This is a genomic window from Dechloromonas sp. A34, from assembly GCF_026261605.1.
GTDB lineage: Bacteria > Pseudomonadota > Gammaproteobacteria > Burkholderiales > Rhodocyclaceae > Azonexus.
Genome location: NZ_CP102486.1, coordinates 3488368 through 3508908, shown reverse-complemented (window position 1 = coordinate 3508908; position 20541 = coordinate 3488368). Strand labels below are relative to the sequence as shown.

At 58.3% G+C, this 20541-nt stretch carries 17 protein-coding genes, 1 tRNA gene, 2 pseudogenes and 1 other annotated feature; of the genes and pseudogenes, 4 read left to right on the top strand and 16 right to left on the bottom strand.

Annotated features, from left to right (window positions below; genetic code table 11):
* Nucleotides 1-38: 38 nt before the first annotated feature.
* The 5 genes from NQE15_RS17520 to NQE15_RS17500 all read right to left on the bottom strand — a co-directional run bounded on the left by NQE15_RS17520 (nt 39) and on the right by NQE15_RS17500 (nt 5774).
* Entirely contained in the window at nt 39-437 is a 399-nt protein-coding gene (locus NQE15_RS17520) for a hypothetical protein (protein ID WP_265943141.1), read from the bottom strand.
* Nucleotides 438-462: 25 nt separating this feature from the next.
* Nucleotides 463-2367: a matrixin family metalloprotease gene (locus NQE15_RS17515; protein ID WP_265943139.1), complete on the bottom strand. Its 1905-nt coding sequence runs from the start codon at nt 2365-2367 to the stop codon at nt 463-465.
* Nucleotides 2325-3710, bottom strand: a complete 1386-nt coding sequence (locus tag NQE15_RS17510) for a clostripain-related cysteine peptidase (protein WP_265943137.1) — start codon at nt 3708-3710, stop codon at nt 2325-2327. Before NQE15_RS17510 ends, NQE15_RS17515 begins: the two co-directional genes overlap by 43 nt.
* A 281-nt stretch (nt 3711-3991) precedes the next feature.
* Nucleotides 3992-4192: a transposase gene (locus NQE15_RS17505; protein WP_416336475.1), complete on the bottom strand. Its 201-nt coding sequence runs from the start codon at nt 4190-4192 to the stop codon at nt 3992-3994.
* Between the two features lie 784 nt (nt 4193-4976).
* Nucleotides 4977-5774 (bottom strand): helix-turn-helix transcriptional regulator, encoded by a 798-nt coding sequence (locus NQE15_RS17500; protein WP_265943135.1) that lies wholly within the window; start codon nt 5772-5774, stop codon nt 4977-4979.
* Between the two features lie 352 nt (nt 5775-6126).
* On the opposite strand from NQE15_RS17500, the gene NQE15_RS17495 reads away from it, so the two are divergent.
* The 3 genes from NQE15_RS17495 (at nt 6127) to NQE15_RS17485 (ending at nt 9923) form a co-directional block, all read left to right on the top strand.
* Complete coding sequence (locus tag NQE15_RS17495) at nt 6127-7044, top strand: hypothetical protein (protein WP_265943133.1); 918 nt, start codon at nt 6127-6129, stop codon at nt 7042-7044.
* A 633-nt stretch (nt 7045-7677) separates the two neighbouring features.
* Nucleotides 7678-9222, top strand: coding sequence for a S8 family peptidase (locus NQE15_RS17490; protein ID WP_265943132.1), 1545 nt, complete (start codon nt 7678-7680; stop codon nt 9220-9222).
* Nucleotides 9223-9683: 461 nt separating this feature from the next.
* On the top strand, nt 9684-9923 hold the full coding sequence (locus tag NQE15_RS17485; protein ID WP_265943131.1) for a hypothetical protein: 240 nt from the start codon (nt 9684-9686) through the stop codon (nt 9921-9923).
* On the opposite strand, the pseudogene NQE15_RS17480 reads toward NQE15_RS17485, so the two are convergent.
* The 8 genes and pseudogenes from NQE15_RS17480 to NQE15_RS17445 all read right to left on the bottom strand — a co-directional run.
* Nucleotides 9902-10441, bottom strand: a pseudogene (locus tag NQE15_RS17480) (IS3 family transposase); the annotation flags it as partial. The gene NQE15_RS17485 and the pseudogene NQE15_RS17480 sit on opposite strands and share 22 nt — an antisense overlap.
* A 21-nt stretch (nt 10442-10462) precedes the next feature.
* A complete protein-coding gene (tnpC, locus tag NQE15_RS17475; RefSeq protein WP_265950075.1) occupies nt 10463-11971 on the bottom strand; it encodes an IS66 family transposase in 1509 nt (502 codons plus the stop codon).
* Between the two features lie 62 nt (nt 11972-12033).
* Nucleotides 12034-12417 carry an IS66 family insertion sequence element accessory protein TnpB gene (tnpB, locus tag NQE15_RS17470; protein WP_265942632.1) on the bottom strand — a complete coding sequence of 128 codons (384 nt, stop codon included), beginning with the start codon at nt 12415-12417 and terminating at the stop codon, nt 12034-12036.
* Entirely contained in the window at nt 12360-12734 is a 375-nt protein-coding gene (locus NQE15_RS17465) for a transposase (protein WP_265942633.1), read from the bottom strand. Before NQE15_RS17465 ends, tnpB begins: the two co-directional genes overlap by 58 nt.
* An 84-nt stretch (nt 12735-12818) precedes the next feature.
* Nucleotides 12819-13516: pseudogene (locus NQE15_RS17460) on the bottom strand (IS3 family transposase); the annotation flags it as partial.
* Nucleotides 13122-13238: a sequence feature (AL1L pseudoknot), on the bottom strand. It overlaps the preceding pseudogene by 117 nt.
* Before the next feature lie 186 nt (nt 13517-13702).
* Nucleotides 13703-13855 carry a hypothetical protein gene (locus NQE15_RS17455; RefSeq protein WP_265943130.1) on the bottom strand — a complete coding sequence of 51 codons (153 nt, stop codon included), beginning with the start codon at nt 13853-13855 and terminating at the stop codon, nt 13703-13705.
* Nucleotides 13852-14472 (bottom strand): tyrosine-type recombinase/integrase, encoded by a 621-nt coding sequence (locus NQE15_RS17450; protein ID WP_265943129.1) that lies wholly within the window; start codon nt 14470-14472, stop codon nt 13852-13854. The genes NQE15_RS17455 and NQE15_RS17450 overlap by 4 nt, the downstream gene beginning before the upstream one ends.
* Nucleotides 14473-14658: 186 nt before the next feature.
* Nucleotides 14659-14734, bottom strand: a tRNA-Val gene (locus NQE15_RS17445).
* 137 nt (nt 14735-14871) lie between these two features.
* On the opposite strand from NQE15_RS17445, the gene NQE15_RS17440 reads away from it, so the two are divergent.
* The gene (locus NQE15_RS17440) at nt 14872-15603 is read left to right on the top strand and encodes a substrate-binding periplasmic protein (RefSeq protein WP_265943127.1); all 732 of its coding nucleotides are present in this window, start codon (nt 14872-14874) and stop codon (nt 15601-15603) included.
* A gap of 26 nt (nt 15604-15629) precedes the next feature.
* Here NQE15_RS17440 and NQE15_RS17435 read toward each other — a convergent pair whose 3' ends face one another.
* From NQE15_RS17435 to nifL, 3 genes are all read right to left on the bottom strand, one after another.
* The gene (locus tag NQE15_RS17435) at nt 15630-17108 is read right to left on the bottom strand and encodes a methyl-accepting chemotaxis protein (RefSeq protein ID WP_323054907.1); all 1479 of its coding nucleotides are present in this window, start codon (nt 17106-17108) and stop codon (nt 15630-15632) included.
* Nucleotides 17109-17200: 92 nt separating this feature from the next.
* A complete protein-coding gene (nifA, locus tag NQE15_RS17430; protein WP_265943125.1) occupies nt 17201-18814 on the bottom strand; it encodes a nif-specific transcriptional activator NifA in 1614 nt (537 codons plus the stop codon).
* Nucleotides 18815-18839: 25 nt separating this feature from the next.
* The gene (gene nifL / locus NQE15_RS17425) at nt 18840-20372 is read right to left on the bottom strand and encodes a nitrogen fixation negative regulator NifL (protein ID WP_265943123.1); all 1533 of its coding nucleotides are present in this window, start codon (nt 20370-20372) and stop codon (nt 18840-18842) included.
* Nucleotides 20373-20541: the final 169 nt, after the last annotated feature.

Sequence of the window (20541 nt, the reverse complement as noted above, 5' to 3'; positions counted from 1 at the left end):
CATTACTCAATGTCAGTGCCAGCAGCTGCTTACCAAAGTCAACGTAAGCTCTGGTGGTCACCCGCCTTTGCCTGTCCAGGCGCCATGAAGCAGTCACCACGTATTGCCTCGTAGATTAACTCAGAGAACATTGCTAGTAATGCCAGACTGTTTTCCTCGGCGCGTTGCTGCGCGTCAATCCATGCTATTGCGCTATCGGGAAGTAAGACCGGGTCTATCAGCGGCTGATCGGCAGCCACTTGCACGATGCGATGGCGCAACGAATTGCAGTTGGCGCTTAGGGAAGGCCTCCACGAAAGGCTCGACACGATCTGCCTCCGGTAGAAGTTGCCGGCATTGATCACCACGTTCGTGTCGGCCAAAGTGGGTTCGGTTGGCTTGCCCTCACTGGCGCATGCGCCAAGCATCGGCCAAAAGCATGCCAGGCCCAGGATCACTACAACGCGTTGAACTCGGCCGGTCCTAGTCCGCATAGAGCAACGCCTCGGGTTGGTACGAGGGCGAAGTTGTACCAGCGGCTATTGAGTTGATGATCGCCTGAGCTGCGTCGTCTACGCAGCGAACGCTGGAGAAGCTCTTATTCATAACGCTGCCCTTCTGTTCGAGATGACCGAGTCCAAGCCAGTGTCCGACTTCATGTGTGAAGACACGAATTAAGTCCACCTGCCGGGGGGAAGACCCTACCAGGACCTGGCCGATATCACCCGCATAGAATGAGAATTCACCGAGATTCATCCTTATCAGGTCAGTGCCGTTCCAGCATGCAACGATACCAGTGCGATTCCCGCAGGGCATACTCTCCTTGTCCCACTGGATGTTGATGATCATCTCCTCATCTCTGGCGGCCTTGGTGGCTCTGCAAAGGGGAGAATCAGCGGCGGCGAACTTGTTGTTTTCCTCTGCCAGTTGGTTGCAGAACCGACGCTTCTGTCGCAGCGTGCCGCTCATCTTCGCAAATGATTTTGCGGTTGTGAATGCACCGGAGTTCTTCTCTACGATTATTCTCTTTTGCCAAGGGTAGCGCGTTGCGAACGTGGCGCGATAGTTCTCAGGAGTACCTTTCAGCATGTCCTGAGGGACATAGACATCGCCGTCGACGGCGATTACCGAGAACTGATATGGGGTGCACTTCGTGCACGTGCTGCGCCAAAGCATTATGGCGTTGAGCAGCGCGTTGACCGCCTTGCTGTATGGCTCACCAGATATACCCAGTTCCAAAAGACCAGTTCTGACCGTTAATGCGTACGCGCCCTGAAAAACTGCAACCTGTTTCGTTGGGGCCGATTTCTGCGCTCCGTCCGGCAATCGGGTACAAGTATAAACGTCAGCCGCATGTGTGTCCGCCGTAGACGGCCGACTGGGTTGTCGGTCCCTATATACCTCGATATCGACCGCAGAGGATGGTGTGCCGCTAGCCAAATTGACGGTCCAGCGCAGTGTGTCACCAACGAAATTCCAGGGAATACTTGCCGATATCCAGCTCCCCGAAGGCACTCCGTCGCGGGTCAGGTTACTCGCGCAAATCCCGGTCGATGCTACGGCTTGGCCGATTGGTTTGGCGTCGAAGCGGATAGCTACAGAGTTGTCGGACGGCCATTCATTGACCTTGACATAGATGTTCCTGCCGCTCAGAGCATGGATTTCGCCCGGCGTGTCGAGTGCGCCCGCCGGAAGGCGGGTACGCTGCACTAGCCCGACGTCGGGTGGCGCCAGCGACGTGCCAACTTGGCAGGCAGGTACTTGGAGGCCGATCGGAGGCCGGAGGAAGTCAAAATAGGGCAAGGGCGGCGGATCGACTTTCGCATGTGAAGCATCAACACCTGCTCCCGATACCATGACTTCGGAGAGATTCTCATCAAGAATGGTAATTTCGGGGGTAGTGTTGTGCTGGAAAACACGGATCCGCCACCGGCTCGCCGCTCCACTCGACTGTGTTACCAGTTGGGAACGCCCAAAGGTTGGCAACATATCTACAGGCGTCCAGTCGGTGCTGCAGAACGTGACGAACTCAGACGAGCCGGCGGGCTGCACGTCAATGACCACCCGTTGCTGAAGGCGCGGACCGTTGCCGGCGCTAGGCGAACGCCAGTGGAACCACGCTGGACCCGCAGACACGAACTCCAAGGTGAACGGCCTGGTCGGGTTGGCGCCCCGCACTGGTTCAAGGACGTAAGGGTCTATCCTTGGAGCCACATTCGCCTCGCCAGGTTGCGGCATAGGCGCCAAAGGCAGCTGTTTAAACACGCACACGGCGGACTGAGCTTGGTGCGTCGGCGTAAGAAACCCAGCCAGCAATAAAATCAGTAGGCGCACAACACCCGTCATTAGTTCGGCAAGCCGAGGTAAACCTGCAGAAAGATGCTCCATCTCTCGCTCGCCACGAAGTCGATCTTCTTGAATTCATTGCTGCGAAGGTAGCCATCGCTCCAGCTATCGCGGTTGAAGGCCGCCTTCGTCGCCGGGAAGTAGATGGCGATGCCATTAGAGCCGTAAGGTTCTCCACGCCGCGACGACGTGTAGTTCGCTACCACCATCGATTTGGCGAGGTTGCGGGCATTGCGGGTGTGCGCAAGCGCGGGTGACGACGATGCCGCCTCCTCAAGCCTGCGTTCGAGCGCGCCTAGGAAGCCAATGAGGTCTATAGTGACCGGATTTCGCGGCTCGTTGTATGCGCCGCGGTCTGCCCTGGCAGCCTTCACAATGGGGAAGTGCTTCACTCGATCCATCAGAAGGGCGTCGCTTAGTGCACTCATTTCGGCGGCCAACGGCTTTGCTGCTCCCAGCTTAATAGCACTCAGTGTGGTGTTGTCGTTATCGCCGTAAGTGTCGCGATAACTTTTGACAAGAGAGGCTGCGAGTTGGTCTTCGGAGTCCTCGGGGTGTCGCGTCAAGAGGCTTGCGACGCTTGTGTAGTTCCAGCCATTGCCCGGTTCTAGCTCTTCGCTGGCGACCATGATCGGCGCTACGTCCCGCAACTCGTACGCGGTTTCCAGCATTGCCATCAAGCACGCATCGAATCCCACAAGTCGAAGCTCCGATCCAAACACAGAACTCAGCGAAGCCTTCAGGTCAGCGTTGTAAATGATTGATCCTGTGTCGATGTCCTGCGAAACGGCGCGATGGCTGATACCCGCGCTCGCTCGCTCGGCCCGATCCGGTGCTGGTGCGGCCGCCGCTTTAGCGCCGTCGGCCGGCAGGATCAATCTATAGCCTTGGCCATGATTCCAAATGACCACCGCATACCTCCGCGCAGGGAAAGCCGCCTTTCCCCACCTGAGAAAATCAGCAAGAGTCGCGGGGGCACCCATATCAACACTCTTCCCTGAGCCAACGATCTCGATCTCTTCGCCAGGCCCGGGCGTAGAACCCTTCGCCACGTGGAATCGCCTAGCGCCACTCCAACCGCCTAGCACCTCCTTCAGCGATGCCTGCTCGCCAGGTCGGCGCTGGGGACGTCCCATCTGGACCACGAAGTCTACGTCCCCCGTGCTGCCTACGGACGCGAGTTCCTTGAAGTCCTCGATGGCGAACTCCTCGAGGTCGTTCTTGCCGTTCATGAAGATCAGCACTGTCCATTCCTTCGGCTTGACGACATCCGCGACCGCGGGCCCAACGCCGGAGATAAGTGCTAAAGAGAGAATGACTGCCGCCAATCCGAGGCGCAGTCGCCTGTGATAGCAATTATCAATATGCAACTGTAACGCTCTCATTTCTCCTCCAATTGTTGTCCAGCGATACAGCGACTATGGCCCGGGAAAAGTCCGTTTGGAGGAGCATCACAACGCTCCGACAATAAGCACAGGGCATGGCCAAAGCGTACGCTATAACAGGTCGTTGAATTTTCCCCTGACGCCTCCGGCAATCGAACTCTGACAAGCATAAACCGAATATTTGGAACCCCTTGCCGCGCCTTGAAACCCGATTTCAGCAGGATTTTGGCCCCGTATCGGGGTTTTAGCTGCCTATCGGCAACCGGTGGGCGGATTTCGCCCTACACCGTGTTCAATCGCCAGCCAAAGATCGTCGCCATTCGCGTCAGGTTGTAAGCAGCCAGGGTAAAGGTCGTTTCAGCCTTTACCTTTGCCAATCGAATAAAACAGGTCTTGCGAAGGCCGCCTACCGTCTTCGCCCAACCAAAGATTTCTTCAATTCGTTTGCGAATGCACAAGCTGCCGCTGTCTCGTCGTGCCACTGGATCCCAGACGAGTCAGTATCGCGAGACAGAGGTAGCCATCTTCACCTACCTCCCTTGAAGAAGGAGATCAGCAGCGCGAGTACCTTCATCTCCGCCAGACCATCACACCAGAGGCATTGGTCATAGTTCTTCCTCCCGCAATTTTGACGTTACTGGCCTGAGGCCTTGCGTCCGGTTGCTAAACCAATTGAGAGAAAGGCTACTCTATGTCATATAGTATTGGCATCATCCACATGGATGATCAGCTTTCGCTGTTGATGGCATGAAGAAATCGAATGTGACCTGAATACGCCTGCACTTGGCAGGGGGTACTATTGGGGATAAGCGCGAGACCGGTGAAGTCGCGGAGACGTGGGCGATCATCGACACGTCGTCAGATGTTTTCTCGGCTCGTTTGGAATGGACGCGCCGACGTATCGGATCACCTTCTGCCCTCACTGGTCACGGCTGCTTCGGTGGCGAGACGCGGGACCGACAGATATTGATGACCACTCAGTATGGGGTGAAGGGGCCTACCTAGCATTAACCCAAGACGGGCTATAACAGTTCACGGTCATCCAGGGAAAATCCCCGGATCCTTGCCTTTGCCGAACGAGAGGTGATGGATGCATCAAGAAGATGGCAAGCAAATCGCTAAATTGGCTCAGCACCCTCTACTCGAACTAGGCGTTCGAAACCATGCCACTATCAGTCGACTATTCACGCATTCGCGCAACCTCCGGATCCCAACACGTGGGCTTTGAGGAGCTGCCCACAGCAAGCAAGCAATCGCAGCCTTCGACTAGCGTAATGGGGGAATCCCCGCAATCAGCGTAACCAATGTGACCTGCCGATCCGTCTGAGTTTTTGCAAAAACGGATCTCAATTGTGTCTTGACTGTGGGGATTTTGACGCCCTGCACCGAGGCAAACTCATCCAGCGTTTCGCCATGGCACAAAGCCCGCGCCAATCGGGACTCGGCAGCCGAAAGCCCAAACATGGACATCAGTTGCCGTGCACTGGCAATACGGCGTCGACCCAGCGGAAACACAAGACACGCTATAGTTTGTGACTGCCCGGACAGGGTTTTCGTGCCATCCCGGTTCGGTTCAAGCAGTATCGAATAGCGCGTTTGCGCTGCCGCGTCGCCTTGGCAAATCAAGGTTTCCGCTGCACCTTCGCGGGCGGCACTTTCGATGGCCATCGACAGTACGCCATTGAACGCGGGATCCGGTGCCCAGATGTGGTTGTGGCGAATCGTGAGTACGCTGCCAGAGCGCAGGAACGCGACTGAGCGTTTATCGATATCGACAATTCGCCCACGTTGGGAAACCAGAAATGCGGCCACATACGGAGAGAAGATGGCACCAGCACCCTGATCGACATACTGGCGGATGGCACGGCAATGCTGAAGAAAATCCAGATCTTCCGGTGTCTGGAAATTCCGTCCATGGAGAAACAAACAGTCCGCGCAAATCGGATCTCTGGGTGAGTCGAGAGCGCAATCCGGACGAACGCCGCGACAGGTCGGTGCGTCGCCTGACCGACCTTCGCCTATCTCTTTCGGTGGTGTAGTGTCGGGCACTAGCCCGTTGTTCATCTGATTAATGCTGCGTCCCCCGCGTCATCCAAAGCCGTTGATCCATCGACCTCGCGATCCCGTTCAGCGTATCGCAATCATCCATACGGATGATGCGCACTGACTATGACAAAGAGTAGCCTTCATGGCAACGGGGTAGTAAAGAGTCAGGCTCTACCGACCTTAGGAAAATTTGACAGTGATTTGGACTGTTCAACTGTCTTCGATTTTCCGGTTATTGATCTCGTGTGCCGCCAACATGGCAAAGAATTCACCTAAATTGAAATTGATATACCTATTTGCAATTTCAGAATACAAATGAGCGCGGTTTGCAGGCGCTTAGCGGCGAGAAACAACAACGGAGGGGAAAGCGATGAGTTCGAATTACCGTTTGCTTTTAATGTCGATGATGACTGCGACACCACTAGTGCTCGGAGCATGTGCCTCACCGTCCGTAGCGTATACAAAAGTGGCGACAGATAAAGATATGGTCGCCGACATCTTTGATACGTATTTCCTGCAGAGCTCAATGATTCGTGTCAGCACCGGAGGGGAGGAGATCGTCGTTAATAAGAAAAAGGCCCCTGGTCTTCAGATTCTCTCCGTGCCACAAGAGCACCATGATATTAAGTTAGCACTAACACGCGCAGGCAGTTCCTGGGTCTCGACCAACATCAACATCGTCAAGATACCCAACACCGATCTGGTTCGCGAAATCGGTGTCGAAGTCATCGACAATCGAGTGAAGTACATCGGAGAGGCAGGCAAACTATTCTTGGCTGCGCTCCCATTAATTGCTGCCGCAGAAAAGGGGCATGTCGAGCCAGGGGACGACATTCGAGTAGATGTCTTGAAGTCCCTCATTGGTGCAAAGGTTGAGAGGAACGGTGCCACGGTCTCAGTCGGAAATGGAATCGATTTAGGCATTGGCAAACTCCCACCTGACGCTCGCCAACTTTCAGATTTGCCTAACAAGTTCGAGGCCGGTTATTTCGTCTACGCGGCCTGTCGTTCGGTGGATGTAAAGGTCAAGTACGCTGCGGCGGCGGGTGACACTCCGACAATAGCCACACAACGCGTGCGGATCAGCGATCCGCGTTATTACCAGGTTGTTGGTTTCCCATCCAAAGGGAAAATTACAACGCATGATCAGTGTGGTGTATCCGTACAGACCGAAAAAAACGATGGCATTTCAAGCGATATCGCAGTTGCAACGGCGCTTGTTGAACAGATCAAAGCGATTAAGGATGTCGTCGAAGCAGCCAAGAAGAAAGAGAGTGGCGGCAGTTGATCCAGGGCTGATCAGGGGCGCATTGAACAGGAAAATGGTGTAGGTCTTTCTTACAACCATCTCAAAGTAACGGATACCAAACTTTGATAAGTCATTACTCAGCCGCCTCGTCATTTCGACCAAGCACGCCCATGAGTCAGCAACTCACTGCTTTCTCGCATGGTTTCGTCAAGTCGGTTGGTTTCGATCGGACGCTGACACACGAGTTTTATGCCGCTCTGGCAGGTACGCCGCAAATAGCAGTAGTTGTAGATTCAAAGTCACACTGGATTTTTGTCGCCCAGGGATCACTTGAATCCCTGCAGTTCCCCACCCTGATAGCCAGATCCGTATCTGGAGGAGCGCAAGGTGAAACCGACCTAGATATCCTTCGCACCACTAGTTGGCTAGCGACAATTCAGGTGATAACGCTGCTTCCGTCCGTTCCCAGTATCAGGATCAGGACTAGAAATAAGCCTACAGCACTATCCAGTACAACCGCCTTATTTGGCCTTGGAGCCCCGTCCTTCATCCGGCGGCCTGAGCGCCGTTCATGCTGATAGTTATCGAATGAAGAGGGCTTATTTTTGGATCAGCCGTTGCCGAACACTGAAGCGGCATTGGGTTTACGACTTAACGTTCAGGGGAATTACTATGGCAGCAAGGAAAATGCTTCAAAAAATTGCAGGTTTGTCACTCGCAATGGGGCTGGTTGCCGTCACATCTGCGCAGACGGTGGAATCGACAATCCCTCTGCCGTCTGCCGAACAGCGTGCCTATCTTGAATCTCCAGAAGGATCGGGAACGCGAGGGCATAGCCCAACTGTCTCAGCTTCGGTCGAGATAAAGAAAGTGCCGCCAGATTCAATATTCTACAGCCTTACCAAGCGCGGTAAAGCTGTGCATCAACCGTTACAGAGCGCGAATGAACTCCTGATCCTTCTTGACCCAAAACTTAAGGGCGAGGAAATTCGCGCTGCCCTTAACGTCCACCAACTGGACGTCATCAAGTCAATGCCACAGATCGGCGCAATCGTAGTGGACGCATCTCGCAGACTGGGCGCAGCTGCAGTCAAGTCGTCGACGAACAGCCTACCTAAGGTCAAGAATTCGCCGCTCGACCTTCTGGCCCGAGACTTGGCAAAGGATCCGCGACTACTGTCGGTTACGCCTAATAGTGTGATGTCCCCTTTTGTCCTGAAGTCAGCTATGAAGCCCACTCCTGCCACGCCCGCGCCTGACGTGGCGACCGAAAGGATAGATTGGGGGGTAATTGACTCTAAGTTCGACAAGATTTGGCCGCTGATGACCGCACCTTTCGTCGTGGGCGTCATCGATGTGGGTTTCGCTCCGCATGAGGATTTGGATGCAAAAGCGGGGCTTCCTGGGGCGGTCAAGCCAGCCGACCATGGCAACCATGTTGCTGGAATCATGTGCGCGAAGCACAACGGTATCGGGACCAAGGGGGCGCTAAGGAACTGCACTGTCGTTGAAGCATCGGCGGCTTTACTGCTGACCGGCGATGCGGCTCCGGAAGGCAGTGGCGTCAGTCCGTTCGTGGTGCAATTCAGCGAATATTTAGCTGCTGTTCTTGACTTCCTCGAGGCCAATCCAAACGTAAGGGTGATAAATTTGAGCCTTGGCTACAACTGGATGCCGAATTTCAACGTTGACCCGCGTGTTGATGGTGCAGAGCAGATCCGCAACGAAGTGAAGAATCAGGGACGGATTTTCGCCAGCGTCCTCGCATACGCTAAGCGCCGCGACATAGCCATTGTCATGGCTGCTGGCAATGACAGCAGTACGCTCGACACGCCGCTTGAGGCCCAGTGGGCAAGCGCCTTCAATTACGCAGCCAAGCTGATGGCGGAGAAAGATGGCTGGGCAAATGCATTGGTCGTTGAAGCACATGGCCCTGACAATCATCGCGCTGCATTCTCAAACATTTCTGGAGATATCTCTTGCCCTGGCGTCAATGTTCTGAGCACGCTTGCGAGCGGAAGGAACGCGTATGGGGAACTGTCCGGAACTTCAATGGCATCTCCCTATTGCGCAGCTGGCCTCGCTGCGGTGCTTCAACTTCGTCCCGAACTCAACCTCCGCGAAGCAATTGGCTGTGTCCGTGGGGGAGGTGAAACTATCGATAAGCGTGTGGCGAAATTAGACGTGCAATATTCGGTATCACTGTGCAAAAGATAATTGCGACGTTGACTCGCTGCTCATAACGACCAAGAGAGGGGGCTTCATCTTGAATTCGGTGACGCGGCACGAACGGCTGCAGTGGCCGACGACACGCAATTCGTTTATGGTTCGCAAATGATGGCGCAACCCTAGAAATTGCCGTTGAGCCTGCGTGCCTTCAAGCGACGTCCGGTCAGCGACCTACAGCCGCCTCCCAATCTCAAAGACCCACCGGCCGCTTCGGCCGAACATCGGCCTCATGCCAGCGGCAACGGATCGGATAGGAATCCCGGGCTTCCGGCAGACTGCCTCTCCGATGCAATCCCAGGGACACAGAGTAACAACTCTCATCGCAGTTGAATAGGTCCTCGGGTTCTTGCCTCAAGGCTCGCGATTGGTGGGTTCCTGTCATATAGTGATCGGCTTGTTAAACCGCGCGGCTGCTTGAGTTGCACAAGCCCGAGAGAATACATTCCGAGATGACCTTCGAGACAAACTGGCTGCAATGGTCCTTCGAGCGTTCCAGCCGCCAATTTCGCATGTACGTGATCGAGCCGAAGGCTTACGAGCCGAAAACACACGGCGAAGTGTTCGATGCGGTATTGCGTGACTTCTTCGATACGGCCTCTGGCCAAGCCGTCACGGGTGATGTCTCTGCTGAATCGCCCCGGTTTCCGTGGAGGCCGGTTGGTTTAAGTCAGGCCACGATGGCGGCCTGATCGGCGAGTTGCCTGTAGTAGTTTGCCTCAGCTTCTGCGGGGGGGATATAGCCAATCGGTTCAAGCAGCCTGTGGTGGTTAAACCAAGACACCCATTCCAGAGTTGCCAGCTCCACGGATTCCCTGGTTTTCCAAGGGGCGCGCCGGTGGATCATCTCCGCCTTGTACAAGCCATTAATCGTCTCGGCTAGCGCGTTGTCGTAGCTGTCGCCCTTGCTGCCGACTGATGGCTCAATCCCGGCTTCGGCCAGTCGCTCGCTGTAGCGGATCGAGACGTACTGCGAGCCCCTGTCCGAGTGGTGGATCAAGGCCTCGTCGGGACTCGGCTGACGGGCGTACAGCGCCTGTTCCAGCGCATCGAGCACGAAGTCCGTATGCATGGAACTGCTCACTCGCCAACCCACGATACGGCGGGCAAAAACGTCGATGACAAAAGCCACATATAACCAGCCTTGCCAGGTCGAGACATAGGTGAAGTCCGAGACCCACAACTGATTGGGACGGTCGGCCTTGAACTGTAAGCGCCCGGCGAACTCAGGTCAGTCGGTGATTTGAGGTTGCCAGCGGTGCGGCAGCAGGTCGCCGACGCGGCTTGCCGGTTGGGTCGGCAGGCGGGTCAGGACATCCTTCAGGTAAGCCAAAGGCTCGTGACCATTGAGCTTGGCGGATTGGATCAGGCTCATGATCGCGGCGGCGCGTTTGCCGGCGCGCAAGCTGCCGGCAAATAACCAGTTCTTGCGGCCGAGCGCGATCGGCCGGATCTGATTCTCGATCCAGTTGTTATCGATCGGCACCTGGCCATCCGTTAGGTAATGCGTCAGCGCCACCCAGCGTTTCAGGCTGTAGTCGATCGCCCTGGCGGTCCCCGAGCCATTGGGTACCACCTGTCGTTGCCGGGTCAACCAGGCATGCAATTCATCGGCAATCGGTCGGGCTTTCGCCTCCCGAATTCGTCGTCGCTCATCGATGTCGAATCCGGCAGCTTCCTGCTCGACCCCATAGAGTTTGCCGAAACAATCCAGTGCCTCGCCGGCGATCAGGCTCTGCTTCTGGCTGTGTAGCTCGAAGAACTTGCGCCGGGCATGCGCCATGCAGCCGGCTTCAGTCAACCCATTGGCCAGCAGTGCCTTGTAGCCTGAGTAATCATCGCAAATCAGTGTGCCGCGCCAGTCACCCAGGAATTCCTGGGCGTGCCTGCCGGCACGGCTTTCAGCAAAGTCATAGATCACCGCCTTGGTCGGCTCGAAGGCGCCGATGCTGTAGGACCAGAGGTAGGCTCGATGCGTCTTGCCAGCCCCCGGATCAAGCATGGCCACCGGCGTTTCATCGGCATGCAGCACCCGATGCCCGAGCATCTCATCCTTCAGGGCATCGACCAGGGGCTGGAGTGCCACACCGCATTTCCCTACCCACTGGGCGAGTGTCGATTGCGGAATGGCCAGTCCGGCCCGACCGAAGATCGCTTCCTGACGATAGAGCGGCAGATGGTCGAGGTATTTGGCAACCAGCACCTGCGCGAGCAAGCCGGTCGTCGGAATACCCTTGTCGATAACGTGCGCCGGAACAGGCGCCTGGATCAGCGTTTCGCACTGCCCGCAGACCCACTTGCCACGAATGTGGCGCTCGACGCTGAAGACGCCTGGCGTGTAATCGAGCTTCTCGGCCACATCCTCGCCGATGCGCTTCATCGTGCAGCCGCAAGGGCAGACCGTGGATTCAGGCTCATGATGAATGTCGGCACGCGGCAGACTCGCCGGCAGCGGCTGGCGTTTGGCCTGGCCTTTCGCCTTCGGTGGCGTCGGCGACAGTTGTGCGAGTTCTTCTTCCATCGCCGCCAGATCGGCATCGATGGTTTCCTCGAATAGTTGCGCCTGCTCGACCGGCCAGTGCTCGGTCTTGACCCCGAAGCGCCAGCGCTTGTGCATCGCCAGTTCATGCGTGAGTTTGTCGATCTTGGCTTGGCGCCAGTCCAACTCGCGGTCTTTCTCGACCAGCAGGCGACGCAGTTCGTCAGCGCTGAGTTGGTCGAGGTGGGTTGGCAAGGACATGGCCGGCATGATGCCGTCCGCCGCCCGATCTGACCATCGTGGACTTCCCCAATGGTGGACCGTCAAACAATCCGGATCACACCGCCGTCAGCCAGTCGTTCCCATGGCAGACCGAGGACGAGTGCATCAAACTGCGGCCGGCTGAGCTCGACGCTGCTGTTGCCGTGCCGCCAGCAGAATCGCCCCTGATTGAGCCGACGGTTCGCTAGCCAGATACCGTATCCATCATGGACCAGCACTTTCATCCGGTTGGCTCGGCGATTGGCAAACAGATAGGCATGGTGGGGTCGGGCTTCGCCAAACATCGAGACGACCCGGGCCAGGATCGTCTCGGTCCCCGCCCGCATATCCAGCGGCGTGGTCGATAACCACAGGGCATCGACCCGAATCACCGTAGCCAATCTCGCAACCAGGCGGCGCAATCGCTCGCCGCCTGTCCAGGCCATTCAATCTTCACCGCCGTGTTGCCACGCCGAACTTCGATCCGAATGTCGGGGATGCTTGAGACGATGGGTGGCATCGGTACCGGCACAAAGGCGGGTTCTGTGCCGCGCGCCGGTGAAATCGACCGTGCCGGCAGGCTGCGGCTCGGTGGCTCAATGCCCCGTTCCCGCATCCAGCGACGGACCTGATTCGCATTGACGCTATTGGCCAACGCAATGCCGGCAACTGAAGCGCCGGCCTCACAACAGGCAGCAATCACTGCCTGCTTGAACTCCTCGGGGTGAGTCCGCCTGCGGCGGCTCGGCTTCTTAACTTCCATCGATCGTGTCCACCATCTTTTTTAGTGGACACTATCTTCACGGTCTAAGCCGTCAATTCACAGATGAGTTCGCCGGGCGCTTACCTTGAACTGTCGATTGACCCGATCCAGCGGGCAAGCCGCTTTGCTGTCGCTGATCGTGGTGCGCACCACCTTGCCGCGCATGACTCCGCGCAAACCTTGACGCCGCATGAGTCGCTCGACCGTACAACGGGCCACCGCGATGCCTTCGCGGTTCAGTTGCCGCCAGACCTTGTCGGCACCATAGACCTGCAGGTTGGCCTGCCAGACGCGCTTGATCTCGGGCACTAACACCTCGTCACGCCGCACTCTCTGACTGCGCTGTTCAGGATTGCGCCGCCGAGCGACATGACGCCGGTAGCCCGACGGGGCAATCTGCAATTGCCTGCAGATCGGCTCGACCCCGAAGGCAGCACGATGCTCGTCGACGAAAGACCTCAAGACTTGAATCGGCGGTCGAGCTCCGCCTGGGCGAAAAACGCGCTGGCAAGCTTGAGGATCTCGTTGGCTTTGCGCAGCTCTTTGACCTCGCGCTCCAGTTCCTTGACACGCTTCTGGTCCGCCGTGGTCGGCCCTTCGCGCTGGCCGGCATCTCGTTCGTGCTGACGCACCCAGGTCAGCAGCGTCTGCGGCGTGCAACCGATCTTGACCGCAATGGATTCAACGGCTGACCACAGCGACGGATGATCGGCACGGCTTTCGGCAACCATGCGCACGGCGCGCTCACGAAATTCGGGGGAGAACTTAACTGACTTCTTCATGGCTCTATCTTCTCAAGAGTTAGAGCCTCCACCAAACCCGGGGCGATTCATTGATGGAAACAGCAGTCGGCCAGAGCCAGTGAGGATTTTTAGTTCTTCTAGTTGGCTTATGACTTGTTTGCTTAACGGGACGAGGTGCGCTTGGCGCATTTTCATGACCTCGGCAGGAATGCGCCACATGGCTCCTTAGAGATCAATTTGTGACCATTCGGCAAAGCGAATTTCTTTAGTCCGTTGGAAGGTATAGGCCAGCATCAGCATGGCGATTTTGGTGGTGACCTCTCCGCGATATCCATCGATGGCGCGCAGCAGTTCAGCAAAATCCTTGGGGTCAGTCATGGCAGCATAGTGCTGAGTTTTGACCGTTGATAGCGCTCCGTGAAGGCTGGGGTTGGGTCAGCGTCTGCGATGCCGGTGCTGATTGCATAGCGAAATACGGCGCCGCAATGCTGCTGGATACGATGCGCCATGTCGACCGTTCCACGCTTTTCAATGGCACGAAGCATGGCAAGGAGTTCAGGAGCGCTAATGTCCTTGATCGGCTTGCTTCCAATCGATGGGAAGGCATGGCGCTCCATGCATGCGCGGGTCTTTCCTGCGTATTCTTCACTCCATTCTTTGCCACGAACCTTCATCCAATCGCGTGCAATGACCTCAAAAGTGTTTGCGAGCGATGTACGCCGTTCCTGTTTTTCCAGCTTGCGCTGTTCGCCAGGGTCGATGTCTTGTGCGAGTTTTTTCCGGGCTTCGTCCCGTTTATCTCTGGCTTGGCCGAGGCTGGTTTCCGGGTAAGAGCCAAGCGCAAGTGTTTTCTGCTTGCCATCGAAGCGGTAGTTCATCCGCCAAAGCTTGGCTCCGGTCGTCTGGATGAGGAGGTACATCCCCTTTTCGTCAACCAGTTTTCTTGGTTTTTCATCCGGTTTCGCTGTCCGGATTGCAAGATCAGTCAGTGCCATGCAACACCTCTAAATTGGTTGGTTTTTGGGCGTATACCAACAGCCCTTTGAAATACCAACAAAGATACCAACAAAAACGATGGTATTTCTTCAAACCACTTTAGACGACACTGGACGAACCGGCAATAAAAAACCCCGCATTTGCGGGGTTCTTCGGACTATTGTGTATCACAATAGATCAAATTCTGGTGCGTCCTGACGGGCTCGAACCGCCGACATTCTGCGTGTAAGGCAGACGCTCTACCAACTGAGCTAAGAACGCGTGGGCGCGCATTATAACGAATAAACGCGGCGTAACCAGGGTGATTGCCGAGTTTATTGGGCGTTGCCGGCGGTGTTAGCATGCGGCCTCCTCAAACGGGTTGTCGTCAATCGATGAAGTTCGGGTCTTTTCCTGTCGTGGCAAGCGCAAGTCTGCTGTCTGTGCTGGCCTTGCTGCCGTGCCCGGCGTTCGCCGCGGCCAACGCCTTGCGCGTGGCCGTGCTCGATGACGCGCCGCCGATGGCCTACCGCGACGCCGCAGGTAATCTGACCGGCTTCAGCTACGCCATAGCCCAGGCGCTGTGCGAGGAAATGAAGCGGAGCTGCGACTTCCAGGTCACCCACCTCGATCGGCTGGTCGACGATCTGGCCGCCGGTCGCTACGACGTTGCGGCGCTGGGCCTGCTCAACACGCCGGCGCGCCGCGAGCGGATTCTTTTCAGCCAGCCAATCTACCGCTCGATCACGCTCTGGCTGTCGGCCCCGAAATTCCGGCCTGGTCAGTCCAATGTTCGCGTCTCGACCTTTCGCGGCTCGGTGCAGGAAAATTATGTGAGGACCAAGGCCTGGCCGAGCATCGGTGCCCAGACCAGCGACGAAATGCTCGATCAATTGTCGGCCGGTGTCGCGCAGGCAATCCTCGTGCCCTTGATGACCAGCTTCAGCCTGCAGAAGAATCCCCGGTTCCTTGAAATGGGGCTGCAGGTAACCCCGTTGGGGGCGGCGGAACTCGACGGCGATGCCTGCTTCGGCATCAGCCCGCGCCACGCCGAACTCAAGGACAAGCTCGACAAGGCGCTCGATACCATCCGCCGCAATGGCGTCTACGACCGGATCAACACCCGCTTCCTGCCCTTTCGGGTCTATTGAGGCGTCCGGCCGGACGCCGCATGCGCTCAGGCGGCGCCGCGATTGCCGTTCTTTTCGCGCACCATGTCGTCCAGGGCATCGATTACGCCGTCGCTGCCGCGTTCCACGTCCTCGAAGGCGGAGAACAGCCTGGCCTGGACGTCGAAATCGGTTTCCCAGCCCTGGCCCATGAACTCCAGTGCCCGATGCATATTCTGATGCACGTCGCGGTGCGGTGCGGCGACCCGTTTGAAGGCGCCGAGCTGGCCGAAGGTGGCCGTCGTGGCGTCGTTGGCCAACCATTTGCCGAGGCGGCAGCCGGTCTCGTTGACCTTGATCGCCTGGGCGTTCTCGGATTCCGCGCCGCGGCTGATCGCCATGTAGCCGTTCTGCTTGTAGATGAAGTGGTCGATCTTGGCCAGCGAGGCAAAGCTGACATCATGGACGTAGCGGATCTGCGCCATGGCGGTGGCTGACGATTCGGCGACGGTGGCGAATCGGCGATCGAAATCGCCGATGGTGTGGCGGGATTCCGAGGCAATGCCGCGCATCTCTTCCGAATTGACCAGCATCTTTTCGGCATCGCCCTGCAGTGTCTGCATGACGCCGGATATGGCCGAAGAGGCATCCTTGGAATGCTCGGCCAGTTTGCGCACTTCGTCGGCGACGACGGCAAAGCCGCGTCCGTGCTCGCCGGCACGGGCGGCTTCGATGGCGGCATTGAGGGCGAGCAGGTTGGTCTGGTCGGCGATCGTCGCAATCAGGGCAACCGAACGGGCGATTTCTTCGCGATGGCCGTTGAATTCGGTAATCGCCCGGCCGGTACCCTCGATCTTGTCGACCAGATGGTCCATCGCGGCGACCAGATGCGAGATGGCGGCACTGCTTTCCTCGGCGGCGCTGACATTGGCGGTCGACAGTTCGGCCAGTTCATCGGTCGAGGCGACGATGCCGAGCATGTCCTTCTGGCTGGTCCGCATGTTCTTCAGCAGATTTTCGGCATTCAGCTGGCCGAGGCGGGACAGCAGGTTGTTGCGCATTTCCTTGTGGTAATTGGCCATCAGGATGTCGAGCGACTGGTTGCCGCGGTCGACGGCCTCGCGGAAAACACCGCGCAGGCTGCTGCTTTCCATGTGGCGCTGGAACTGGTTGCTGCTCGCCGCGGCCAGCGCTTCCCGTTGTTGCTGGAAGCAGGTTTCCATCTGCTCGAGCATGGCATTGACGTTGGTGCAGACGCTGCCCAGTTCGTCGCGCCGTCCGGTTGGCGGGATGCGGGCGCCGATAACGCCGTTGGCGACTTCCTCGGCGACACGGCTGATCTGCTGCAACGGGGTCAGGGCGACCGACAGCTTGCGCAGGTAGAGCAGGCCGCTGCCGATACCGAAGCCCAGCAACAGCACGACCCAGACGGCGTCGAGCACTTGCCAGCCATGCGTCGCCATGCCGACGAGACCGGCGATCAGCAGCAGGATGTTCAGGAAAATGACTTCGACGACGGCGTTGGAGAGGAAGGGCGAACGCTGCATGGGCAATCCGGAAGATAAAAAGATACTTATATTATCCCGGCGCCTTGTTACGGCGCCGGGTCAGTCGCTGAAAAGGTGCGCCGGATGGTGGTTTAGAACTGCTTGACCTCGATGTTCAGGGTCTGGATGCGGTAGGCGATCTGGCGCGGCGTCATGCCCAGGATGCGGGCCGCCTTGGCCTGGACCCAGCCGGCCTGCTCGAGGGCGGCAATGACGCGCTCCTTTTCCGACAGGTTCGGGTCGTCGATATCGACTTCGGCGGCCGGGCTGGCCGTGGCCGGCGCCATGCTGCGTTGCGGCCGGGGCGGCGTGCGTTCGCGGGCGCTCGGGAAGCGGATCAGGTCGACATCGATGTGGCCGTCCTCGGAGAGCACGGCGGCGCGTTCCAGGCAGTTTTCCAGTTCACGGACATTGCCCGGCCACTCATGGCTGGCCAGCCGGCGCTGCGCCATGTCGGTCAGGCTGAGCTTGCGCTTTTGGTCGTTGCCGATCTTGGTCAGCAGATGGCGGGCGATTTCAGGGATGTCCTCGATCCGCTCGCGCAGCGGCGGCAGGAACAGCGGCATGACGTTCAGCCGGTAGAACAAGTCTTCGCGGAAGTCACCCATGTCGACTGCAGTTTCGAGATCGCGGTGGGTGGCGGCGATGATCCGCACATCGACCTTGATCGTCTTGCTGCCGCCGACCCGTTCGAACTCGCCTTCCTGCAGGATGCGCAGCAGCTTGGCCTGGAAGGGTGGTGAGACTTCGCCGATTTCATCGAGGAAGAGGGTGCCGCCGTGGGCCTGTTCGAAGCGTCCCTTGCGTGATTCGACGGCACCGGTGAAGGCGCCACGCTCATGGCCGAAAAGTTCGGATTCAAGCAGGTTCTCGGGTAGCGCCGCGCAGTTCAGGCGGACCATGGCATTGCGGGCGCGCGGCGAGTTGTAGTGAATGGCGTTGGCGATCAGTTCCTTGCCGGTCCCGGTTTCACCGCGGATCAGCACTGTGGTGTTCCATTTGGCGACCATCCGCGCCTGGTCGAAAACCCGGCGCATCACCGCCGAACGGCCGACCATGCTGTCGAAACCGAACTGGTGGCGGACGGTGCGTCGCAGCAGGTCGCGTTCTTCGAGCAGGGTCGATTTTTCCTGGGCGACTTCGAGCGACAGGCGCAGGCTCTGGCCGATCAGGTTGGCGACCATCTCGACGAACTGGGCTCGTTCCTCAAGCAGGCCGTCGTCCTCGGCTTCGGGCTGGACGGCGAGAACGCCCTGGAGGTTGCCGCCGACCTTGATCGGCACGGCGATGAAGGGCAGTTCCGGCAGATAGACCTTCTCCCGGTTCAGGAAGCGCGGCTCGTCGGCGACGCGTACCAGCTTGATGGTGCGCGGCTTTTCGAGGACCAGGCCGATCATGCCTTCGCCCGGTCCGTACTGGGCAGCGTCGGAATCCGGGCCGTCCGGGTTGTAGATGGTATGGATGTTCAGATTGCCGGTCTCCGGATCGACGACGCTGATCAGGCCGCGCGCCAGGCCGGCTTCGTCGTGCAGGACGCGCAGCACGTCGCGCAATGAATCCTTGAAGGCCAGCGAACGGCTGAGCACCTGGCTAACGGCGTAGAGCGCCGAAAGCAACAGGATGTTCAGCTCGTGCGTTCGGCAGAAGCCACCGGGCGGCGGGCACTCGGCATCGGCGTTGGCGCTGTGAATGATGTGTTCGTGCATATGCTGTTCTCGTTATTTATTGTTATTAGATCGGGTCGCCATCGATGCGGAACTCGACGATGGCGGCACAACCGCCGCTCGGGCTTTCGTCGAGATCGATGATGCCGCCGTGATCGGCCACCACCTGCTGGACGCGCGACAGCCCGGTGCCGATGTGGCGGCCACTGCCGCCCTTGGCCGTGAAGAAGGGCTCGAAGGCCTTGTGCCGCCAGTCTTCCGGGATGCCGGGGCCGCTGTCGAGAACCGAGACGATGATGCACTCGTGGTCGACGGCGCTGGTCAGGCTCAGCTCGCGGTGTTTCCAGCCCTTGACGTTCATCGCCTCGATGGCGTTGTCGACCAGGGCTTTGAACAACATGCGCAGTTGCAGCGGGCGGCCGAGGATCGGCGGCAGCGTCGCCGCCGGCTGCCAGTCGACGGTGACACCGGCACCGAGCAGGCGCGGCGTGCTGACTTCGAGCACGTCGCGCAGGATTTCATTGACATTGACGCGAACCACGATCTCCTGCGGGCTCTGCGGGATGACCTTGCGCAGCGACTCGAGGTGCTCGCGGCTGCTGCTCAGCGCCTGTTGCAACATCTCGGCGGCGGCCGGGTCGCGGCGCTGGAGCACCGAAATGGCCGAGGCCATGACGTTCATCGGTTCCTCGAGCCGGAAGATCGCCGCCGACAGGCCCTCGCGGATCGCCGCGGTGCGTTCTTCCTCGGCCAGCACGGCCTGCAGGACGGCGGCGCGGGTGCGTTCCTGTTCGTCGCGCAGGTTGGTGACGTCGGCAATGGCGAGCAGCAGTCCGGGCTGGCCGGTGGCGCAGAAGTAGCTGTCGGCGCAGTTGCTTTGCATGTCGATCACCGAGGTGGTCACCGACAGCCAGCGGGCGCGCCCGGCCGGACGGTCGATGCGCACTTCGCGGTTGAAGAAGCTGCAACCTTTGGGGTTGCCGGCCAGCGATTCGCGCCACATCGGGGCCAGGCTGTCGAGCAGCATGTGCGCCGGCTCCTTGACCCCGAGATCGGTGACCAGCTTCTTGTATTCCAGGTTGTCGAGCAGCACGCGGGCGCTCGGGTCGAGCAGGGCGATCGCGATCGGCGCCGCATCGACCACCGATTCGATCAGGTGCTTCTGGTTTTGCACCGCCCGCTCTAGTTGGTGCAGTTCCGTGATGTCGCGGTGCATGCCGAGGTAGTGCGTGGTGATTCCCGTGCTATCGACGACCGGCGAGATGGTCAGTTCGGCCAGGTAGAGGTCGCCGTTCTTTCTGCGGTTGAGCAGCTTGCCGGACCAGGGCTTCTGGGCCGATAGCTCACCCCACATCGCCTGGTAGATTTCGCCTGAGGTCGTGTGGTTGGAGAGCACCGATTCGTTCTGGCCGACGATTTCGTCGCGGCCATAGCCGGTGACCCGGGAGAAGGCTTCGTTGGCGAAAAGGATCTTGGCTTTCTGGTCGGTGATCGAAATCGCCAGGTCGGCCTGATCCACCGCCTGGCGATAGGCTTCGGAAGGCAGTGTCAATTCCTGCTTGGTATCTGTACAGGCTTGGGCAAGCGGTGTGACCGACATGAACGGGCTCCTCGATAGATCGTTTTTTACTGATTAGCAGAATCCGTGCCGCTTTGCCTGGGCAAGGCCGATGGCGGCCTGTCGTCAGGCTTTCGGGGGAAATGCGACGAAATGTCTGTCGGCTTTGTGACATTTGTTTCCCGCAAAAACGCCCTGTTTTGGTGCGCAT

Excerpts from the sequence above, each read along its gene's own strand:
- NQE15_RS17485 (WP_265943131.1), top strand. The coding sequence starts at position 9,684 with ATGACCTTCGAGACAAACTGGCTGCAATGGTCCTTCGAGCGTTCCAGC.
- NQE15_RS17450 (WP_265943129.1), bottom strand. The coding sequence starts at position 14,472 with ATGGCACTGACTGATCTTGCAATCCGGACAGCGAAACCGGATGAAAAA.
- nifL (WP_265943123.1), bottom strand. The coding sequence starts at position 20,372 with ATGTCGGTCACACCGCTTGCCCAAGCCTGTACAGATACCAAGCAGGAA.
- NQE15_RS17455 (WP_265943130.1), bottom strand. The coding sequence starts at position 13,855 with ATGACTGACCCCAAGGATTTTGCTGAACTGCTGCGCGCCATCGATGGA.
- NQE15_RS17510 (WP_265943137.1), bottom strand. The coding sequence starts at position 3,710 with ATGAGAGCGTTACAGTTGCATATTGATAATTGCTATCACAGGCGACTG.
- nifA (WP_265943125.1), bottom strand. The coding sequence starts at position 18,814 with ATGCACGAACACATCATTCACAGCGCCAACGCCGATGCCGAGTGCCCG.
- NQE15_RS17490 (WP_265943132.1), top strand. The coding sequence starts at position 7,678 with ATGGCAGCAAGGAAAATGCTTCAAAAAATTGCAGGTTTGTCACTCGCA.
- NQE15_RS17515 (WP_265943139.1), bottom strand. The coding sequence starts at position 2,367 with ATGGAGCATCTTTCTGCAGGTTTACCTCGGCTTGCCGAACTAATGACG.
- NQE15_RS17495 (WP_265943133.1), top strand. The coding sequence starts at position 6,127 with ATGAGTTCGAATTACCGTTTGCTTTTAATGTCGATGATGACTGCGACA.
- NQE15_RS17435 (WP_323054907.1), bottom strand. The coding sequence starts at position 17,108 with ATGCAGCGTTCGCCCTTCCTCTCCAACGCCGTCGTCGAAGTCATTTTC.
- NQE15_RS17500 (WP_265943135.1), bottom strand. The coding sequence starts at position 5,774 with ATGAACAACGGGCTAGTGCCCGACACTACACCACCGAAAGAGATAGGC.
- tnpC (WP_265950075.1), bottom strand. The coding sequence starts at position 11,971 with ATGTCCTTGCCAACCCACCTCGACCAACTCAGCGCTGACGAACTGCGT.
- tnpB (WP_265942632.1), bottom strand. The coding sequence starts at position 12,417 with ATGGCCTGGACAGGCGGCGAGCGATTGCGCCGCCTGGTTGCGAGATTG.
- NQE15_RS17465 (WP_265942633.1), bottom strand. The coding sequence starts at position 12,734 with ATGGAAGTTAAGAAGCCGAGCCGCCGCAGGCGGACTCACCCCGAGGAG.